The sequence below is a fragment of the Oleiphilus sp. HI0080 genome (assembly GCF_001635135.1).
In genome coordinates, this window is the sequence record NZ_LWFU01000346.1 from 1 (window position 1) to 2,062 (window position 2,062).

The window sequence follows — 2,062 nt, forward strand, 5'->3', positions numbered from 1 at the left end:
AAATTCGAGGTTGTCATTGATCAAGCTCGCGCGCGAAGAGCGGGCATTAGCAGTGAGGATATCGCTGTGTCGCTGCAAACCGGCCTCAGTGGTCTGGAGTTGACGGAGTATCGCAGAGGAGAAGATATTATTCCCGTTATGCTGCGCTCTCAAGCCGCTGACCGGCAAGACATTGCGAAGCTTGAGGGCTTGTCTGTTTATGTGCAGAGTTCGGGGGAGTCGTTGCCTTTGAAGCAGGTTGCCGATTTGCGTCTAATCTGGGAACCAGCAAAAATTCTTCGACGCGACCGCAAAAAATCGATCACGATCGGTGCTCAGCTCACAGGTGATGCGACGGCTATTGAGGGGTTTTCGCGAGTGACACCTTGGCTTGAAAAGCAAGCCAAAAAATGGGAACTAGGGTCTGGCTTTGAACTGGGCGGTGAGATTGAGAGCTCAGGAAAAGCCAACGACTCGATCACCGAAAAACTGCCTGTTGCTGCTTTTATAATTCTTATTCTACTGGTTGCTCAGTTCAACTCATTGCGTAAGTCAGCCATTATATTGGTTACCATTCCATTAGGCTTTATTGGTGTCTCTGTTGGCTTGTTTTTAGCGAATTCCTTTTTCGGTTTTATGACATTACTTGGCGTCATCTCTCTGGCAGGTATCGTGATTAATAACGCGATTGTTTTGTTAGAGCGAATCGATCTAGAAATAGAGGACAATGGATTAGCCCCCTTTGAAGCGATTCTTAGTGCAGGTAAACGTCGACTTAGGCCAATACTCCTTACTACTGCGACGACCGTTCTTGGGATGCTTCCTTTGTATTTTGGCGGAGGGTTAATGTGGGAGCCTATGGCGGTGGCTATTATTGCTGGCTTGCTATTTTCGACAGTGCTCACGTTGGTGCTAGTACCGGTTTTGTACTCTCTTCTTTATCGTGTGACAGAATGTAACTAGGGCTCGCTATTTGTAAATTTGCGTGATAACTTGCCTTTTCGGCAGCGGAGGGTTGTTCCTTTGCTCCGGTTTATAATCACAAATAGGATGGAGGTGCTTATGATGCCTGCCAATGAAGAGCGTGACGAGATCATTGTGGTAGAGGAAACGCTTGAGCTAGAGCAAAGTGGTTATTTTTACTTAGAAAACAGACAGTTTATTGGTCCTTTCGCTAGCCCCACGAAGGCAAAGGAAGCGGCCATGGAACATTGTCTAGGTACTGCTCCAGGCGAGTGTCGCGCTGTATATGAAGGCACTGTGCGGTTTAATCCGGTCACTGAGCTCAATGAAGCTCTAGCGGATATGCACCAATTAGCAGAACAAGAATCCTTGGAGACTCTTAATTAGCGAACACATGCTACTGTTATCAAAAAGGCGGCTCACAAGGCCGCCTTTTTCGTTTCTATCATATGCAGTTAAACCGTTGGGATATGCTCTGCAAGTTCGGTGAGTAAGAGAAGCGCGCTCTCACCGCTCATTTTATACGGGTCAAAATCTTGGCTGCTTCCGTAGGTTAGAATCATTTCCTGAGTAAGCGATGATGATGGCACATACGCCATGCTCCAGCTGCCAAAGTAGCGATAGTCGATGGACTCGTAGCTCAGAATAACTGCGTCGCTGTGCCTCGGATCCTTAAGGGGTCCTGGGGATTTTCCGTCTTAAAAAGACATAATCCTCTACAGCCCCCGTGGCTCCTGGCCTCCAGCGGGGTATTAACTTCCTCCTAGCCCTTAACTTGTCCCTTTCGGTTATTATGCTGAGCTTTTTAGGCATCAGATATGGCATATACCGAAAGGCTCCAGATCCTCATTGACTCAGAAATCAATGATTTGTACAGCCCTCCCAGTTTCACCCTCGAAGAACGTCGATTTTACTTTACTCTGAATGAGATGGAAGCCCGTGTCGCCAACGCTATCCGTAGCCGGGCTCACCGCTGTTTCTTTGTCGCTCTGTTGGGTTACTTCAAGTCCAGGCCTGTGGTTCTGAGTCCGAGTTTTGGCGATGTCGAAGAGGATTTGCGGTTTATCGCCAAAGAACAGTTGCCTGGTCCCGGTATCAGGCGCTTCTCATTGGATCAAAA

General features: G+C 47.9%; 4 protein-coding genes. 3 read left to right on the forward strand and 1 reads right to left on the reverse strand.

Going from position 1 to position 2,062, the window contains the following annotated elements; all coding sequences use genetic code 11:
* Together A3751_RS04895 and A3751_RS04900 are read left to right on the forward strand one after the other, a co-directional pair.
* Window positions 1-942, forward strand: a 942-nt coding sequence (locus A3751_RS04895) for an efflux RND transporter permease subunit (RefSeq protein WP_197466181.1), incomplete at its 5' end; no start/stop codon positions are given.
* Between the two features lie 99 nt (window positions 943-1,041).
* Entirely contained in the window at window positions 1,042-1,329 is a 288-nt protein-coding gene (locus A3751_RS04900; RefSeq protein WP_068466459.1) for a hypothetical protein, read from the forward strand.
* 68 nt (window positions 1,330-1,397) lie between these two features.
* Here A3751_RS04900 and A3751_RS23710 read toward each other — a convergent pair whose 3' ends face one another.
* Window positions 1,398-1,532 (reverse strand): hypothetical protein, encoded by a 135-nt coding sequence (locus A3751_RS23710; RefSeq protein ID WP_255376074.1) that lies wholly within the window; start codon window positions 1,530-1,532, stop codon window positions 1,398-1,400.
* A gap of 228 nt (window positions 1,533-1,760) precedes the next feature.
* Here A3751_RS23710 and A3751_RS04905 point away from each other — a divergent pair.
* Window positions 1,761-2,062, forward strand: a 302-nt coding sequence (locus A3751_RS04905) for a DUF4158 domain-containing protein (RefSeq protein WP_156492260.1), incomplete at its 3' end; no start/stop codon positions are given.